Annotated in this window: 4 protein-coding genes and 1 pseudogene; 4 read left to right on the top strand and 1 reads right to left on the bottom strand. The window is 41.6% G+C overall.

Going from position 1 to position 5111, the window contains the following annotated elements; genetic code table 11:
• On the top strand, positions 1 to 1499 hold a 1499-nt coding region (locus FWE37_09075), incomplete at its 5' end, for a methyl-accepting chemotaxis protein (protein MCL2521130.1).
• On the opposite strand, the gene FWE37_09070 is transcribed toward FWE37_09075, so the two are convergent.
• Entirely contained in the window at positions 1496 to 1993 is a 498-nt protein-coding gene (locus tag FWE37_09070) for a hypothetical protein (protein ID MCL2521129.1), read from the bottom strand. The genes FWE37_09075 and FWE37_09070 overlap by 4 nt on opposite strands.
• Before the next feature lie 79 nt (positions 1994 to 2072).
• On the opposite strand from FWE37_09070, the pseudogene FWE37_09065 reads away from it, so the two are divergent.
• From FWE37_09065 to FWE37_09055, 3 genes and pseudogenes are all read left to right on the top strand, one after another.
• A pseudogene (locus FWE37_09065) lies at positions 2073 to 3421 on the top strand (sigma-54 dependent transcriptional regulator).
• Entirely contained in the window at positions 3411 to 4460 is a 1050-nt protein-coding gene (mnmA, locus tag FWE37_09060; GenBank protein MCL2521128.1) for a tRNA 2-thiouridine(34) synthase MnmA, read from the top strand. Before FWE37_09065 ends, mnmA begins: the two are co-directional and overlap by 11 nt.
• An 84-nt stretch (positions 4461 to 4544) precedes the next feature.
• Positions 4545 to 5111 (top strand): hypothetical protein (locus FWE37_09055; GenBank protein MCL2521127.1); only part of this gene is annotated, 567 nt, incomplete at its 3' end.

Genomic DNA, 5111 nt, shown 5'->3' with positions numbered 1-5111 from the left:
TTCCTTTTTTTGAAATGGAAGCCGGCAGAGCGGTACTGGTAGAAGAATTTGATATTAGCTACGATTTTTTAGATGATGAATATTTAACTATGACGGCGGGTGGTACCGCCCTTTTACTCGACCCTTATCTCGATTTAGTGAGCGGCGAGCTGGTAACTTCGCTTACCGTACCTATCCGTAATTTAGCAGGTAGGGTGGTAGGAGTAATAGGCATAGATTTTGATTTAAGCGAATTTACCGATTTAGCTTACACCATTAATCCCTTTGGTGGTTATGCCGTTATTTTTGCTAACGATTTAACGATGGTGGCCAGCCGCAACTCGGCCCATTTAGGCCGCCATGTGAGCGAGATTATGCCGCCGGCAACTTTACCGCTTTTTAGAGCGGTAGAGCTAGGCCAGCCGTTTTATTTTGAGACCGGTGGGATAAGCCAAAATAATAACCTTGTTATGATGTTCTTTTCACCTATAACTTTAGCCGGTATCGATACCCCGTGGAGTTTAGGCATTGTGGTAGAAAATGCCGTTATTTTTTATCAACTTAGGGCTACGTTAGCTTTAATTATAGTAACCTTTATTGTGGTAACTTTAGCTTTGTTTTTAACTATCTTTTTCAGAATTAATCACATTGTAACTATTATTGCTAAGAGTGAATTTTATCTTAAAAAAGTTGCCGGCGGCGAACTTAATTTTGAGGTGGATAATAAATATTTAACCCGCAAAGACGAATTTGGCAGCAGTATGCGCTCGCTCAATTTTGTTAAAAACCGTATTTACGAAGTTGTGAGCAATATTAATAAAGCAATGGAGCAGGCTAATAATACGGCGGCCACTATCCAAGATATAAGCGCTAAGGTGTCTTCCAGCAGTAACGAGCAAGCGGCCAGCACCGATGAAGTAAGCGCCAGCCTAGAGGAAATAGGCAGTATTATTGCCCAAAGTGCCGATAACCTTAATAATGCCGATAAGATAGCCGGTCAAGTGGCCAAAAAAGCGGCCGATGGTAATGCTAAAGTTGTAAAGACGGTAAGCGCTATGAAGGCTATCGCCGAAAAGATAACCATTATCGAAGATATTGCCGAACGAACTAACTTATTAGCTTTAAATGCCGCCATTGAAGCGGCGAGAGCCGGTGAGGCCGGCAAAGGTTTTTCGGTGGTGGCCGGTGAGGTGCGTAAACTAGCCGAACGCAGTGCTTTAAGCGCCCAAGAGATTAGTGAGCTATCGGCCGGCAGTATAGAGGTTGCCGAAGAAGCTGGTAAATCGATAGCCGATGTACTGCCCGAAATTACCCAAACCTCGCAGCTAATCCAAGAAATTGCCGGTGCCAGCAAGCAGCAACGTATCGGTATTACCCAAATAGAGCAAGCAATGGGTAATGTAGGGGCGGCTACTCACCTTAATGCCGATAGCGCCGCCGGATTACTTACAAATGTTGAGCAGTTAAATGAGCAAGCCCGCAGTTTAAATGAAGAGATTAGCTTTTTTAAACTTAATTAATTATTTAACAAATTTTGCAGGCTGTCGGCCCCGCGCCTAAGTAAAGCTTCGCCGTCACTTAACGGGTTAAGGGCAAGGTTGTTGCGCAGCCTAAAAATTAACTGGCTTAGATAAAGGCGGTTGCCAAGTTCGTCGATACGGCTAACATTGCTGGTGGTAATAAAGCTGCCGTTACGGAATATTCGCCTTTGGGCTGGGTCAAGGCTAACCAAAAAATCATCAAGGGCGTAAACCCTAAGCAAAAATCGCTCTTCGGCACGTTCGCTGTTAGCTAAATTATTATTGGTAACTTCTAAAGCTTTTTCTAGTAAAGTTATCAAGGCATTTAAATTTTCGGGGAGGGTGTAAGCCCACAACACCTCTGCGCTTTCAAAGAAAAAGATAGATAAATTACCCAAATTATTTGCTAGCAGTTGCCTGTCTAGGTTACGCTCATCGGGCTGGGCTAATAAAGGGCCGGTTATGAATAAGGCTAACAATAAAATCAACTTCATTAAATAGATAGTAAAATAAAGTTACAAAGATGTCTAGCGGCTAGTGGTATTTTTTTCTACTTTTTGTTAAAGTGTAGCTGTGCATAGTGTATTGATAGTTGATGATGAAAAAAATATTAGGGAAGGTTTATCCACTGCTTTTAAGGGCGAAGGGTATCGCGTGCTTTTGGCCGACGATGGAGTAAATGCCCTTGATTTAATTAAAAAAGATAAAATAGATTTGGTGATAACCGATCTTAACATGCCGCGTTTAAATGGGCAGCAGTTAGTAGAGCAAGCTTTAGTAATTAGGCCCTTATTAAAGATAGTTATCTTAACCGGTTTTGCTAGTGTTGACGGAGCGGTAGAGCTGATGAAAAAAGGAGCTTTCGATTTTTTAACTAAGCCTGTTAATTTAGAGCATCTTTTTTTGGTGGTCTCGCGTGCCTTAGAGACCAGCCATCTGCAAAGCGAGCAAAAAATTTTAAAAGAGGCGCTTGACAGCTATCAGCAGCAGCTAACGGCTAAACTTAACAGCCAAAGCCCTCTTATGCAGCAGCTTAATAAAGCCATTATGCAGGCTGCGCCTACAAAGGCTTCGGTGCTTATTTTGGGCGAAAGCGGGGTAGGTAAAGAACTGGTGGCAGAGGTAATTCACTCCTTATCCGGCCGTAAAAATAAACCATTTATTAAGGTACATTGTGCCGCCTTAAGTGAGCAGTTGTTAGAAAGTGAACTGTTTGGCCACGAAAAAGGAGCCTTTACTGGAGCCGTAAGCCGCCGTAAAGGGCGTTTTGAATTGGCCGATGGCGGCGATATTTTTTTAGATGAAATTGGTGAGCTTAGCCCGAGCGTGCAGGTTAAATTACTCAGAGTATTACAAGAACGTTGCTTTGAACGTTTAGGCGGCGAAGAAACCATTAAAGTAGATATACGCTTAATAACGGCTACCAACCGTAACTTGCAGGACGAAGTGGCGCAAGGACGTTTAGAGAAGATTTATATTACCGCTTAAATGTGGTGCAGTTTAATGTACCGCCGCTGCGGGAGCGGAGCGAAGATATTTTGGTATTGGCGCATAAATTTTTACAAGAATTTTGTACCGAAAATAATAAAGATTGCCGGTTAAGCCAAGCGGCTATTAAAGCTTTGCAAAGTTACAGCTGGCCCGGTAATGTGCGCGAGCTGCGTAATTGTATAGAAAATACCGTGATAATGGCCACCGGCCAAATTATCGATAAAACAAATTTACCGTTAAATTTGCCTAAAGAAGAAGCAGAGATTGCCGGCGTTAATTTACCGCTTACGTTAACTTTAAACGAGGTAGAAAATATTTATATTAAAGCGGTGCTTAAGGCCGAGCAAGGTAATAAAAGTAAAGCAGCTAACCGTTTGGGAATAAGCCGTAAAACCTTGCAACGTAAAGAGAGTGAACTTGATGAAGAATAATTTACAAATACCTGCCGGCAGCAAGGCTATCGTAGCGATGAGCGGCGGGGTAGATTCGGCGGTAACGGCCGGTGTGTTATTAAATCAAGGAGTAGAGGTAGTAGCGGCTACGATGGCTCATAAAAAAGAGGGGCAGCGGCAAGACATTAACGATGCCACCGCCATTTGCCGGCTGCTAGGCATTAAACATTTGGTGATTGATATTGCTGCCGAATACGAACAATTTTTAGAGAGCGTACGTAATATTTATGCCGCCGCTCTAACGCCTAATCCTTGTGTTAATTGTAATCAAGAAATGAAGTTTGGCCTTTTTTTTACTAAGGTAATGGCCTTGCTGCCGGCTAACTGGAAAGATTGTTACTGGGCCAGCGGCCACTATGCTCGGGTAGAGCAACATAACAATTTATATTATTTGGCCAAAGGCAGCTTTATCTTAAAAGACCAAAGTTATTTTCTATACCGTCTTAGTCAAGATGTTTTACAAAGGTTAAGATTTCCTCTGGGAACGTTTAGTGATAAAGAAGCCACGCGCCGACTGGCCGAACAATTTGATTTACCAGTTAAAGAAAAGCAGGATAGTCAAGATTTTTGTTTAGGAGAAGAATTATTGCGTTGTCAAAATGAAGCGCCTGCCGCTATTGTTGATAGTAACGGCCGCTTGTTAAAGCAGGGTAAAGGGCTTTCACATTATACTATCGGCCAGCGGCGCGGGCTGGGGGTGGCCGGCGGCAGCCCACTGTATGTCATTAAATTAGATGCCGGCAGCGGTACGGTTGTGTTAGGTGATGAGACACAATTATTTAGCCAAAATTTTAGCTTAAGTAATGCCGTTTTTGTACAGCAACCAACTTTTCCTTTTACGGCGCAGGTTAAGGTAAGGTCCGGCAGCCGCACTATTGGCGCTACTATAAATAAGCAAGCAAACGGAATTAAAGTTAGCCTCGACCGGCCTGAGCGAGCCATTACACCGGGCCAAAGCGCTGTTTTTTACCATAATGATTTAGTATTGGGCGGCGGTTATATTAAGGCTAACAAGTAAAATTGTCCTTAACTTTATTAAGACTGTAAAAAATTGGCAGCGGCCTTGACATTTTACTTTTATTGGCTTATGCTGTTAAAAGTTATGGAAAATAGCGAAGAAATATCCTTAAAAGATAAAGATACGGCAATAATTTTTACTAAAGAAATTATTAATATAAGTAAAATTGTCCCTAAAAACATCGTGTTAAAGTGTGGTCTTTATCATTTTCCTGTCATTATTAAAGAACTAAGCTTAAGTAAAGCTTTAGTTGTGGTAAGCTTACAGTATTTAGCCCACGAAATTTTAGTAAAAAATAATAATTTGGTGTCTTTAAGGTTCTTTATCCAAAATGATGACGCTACGGTTAAAACTTTTTTTATTCATGGGGTAGCTTTAAATATCGAAAACCACCCTCTTAGCGAAGAACTTTCGGAGTTAGAGATTAATTTTAATGATGAAAATTTGCAGCCGTTAATAGAATTGCTTGCCCCTATTAGGGCCGTTATTGATGCCAGCCAAAAAAGGCAAGAAGAGCGGATAATTTTAACGGCCGCCACTAAAGAACTGCTGGATATTGAAGAAAATTATAGTTTTGTTATTGTAGATGGCCACAAAAAACGTTTGTTTTTGCGCGATATATCGCAGCTGGGGGCTAATTTTATTATCTAT

The sequence above is a fragment of the Spirochaetaceae bacterium genome (genome assembly GCA_009784515.1).
GTDB lineage: Bacteria > Spirochaetota > Spirochaetia > WRBN01 > WRBN01 > WRBN01.
Note: the sequence above shows the minus strand (reverse complement) of the source record. Positions and strands in the feature narration are given on the sequence as shown.

Excerpts from the sequence above, each read along its gene's own strand:
- mnmA (MCL2521128.1), top strand. The coding sequence starts at position 3,411 with ATGAAGAATAATTTACAAATACCTGCCGGCAGCAAGGCTATCGTAGCG.
- FWE37_09070 (MCL2521129.1), bottom strand. The coding sequence starts at position 1,993 with ATGAAGTTGATTTTATTGTTAGCCTTATTCATAACCGGCCCTTTATTA.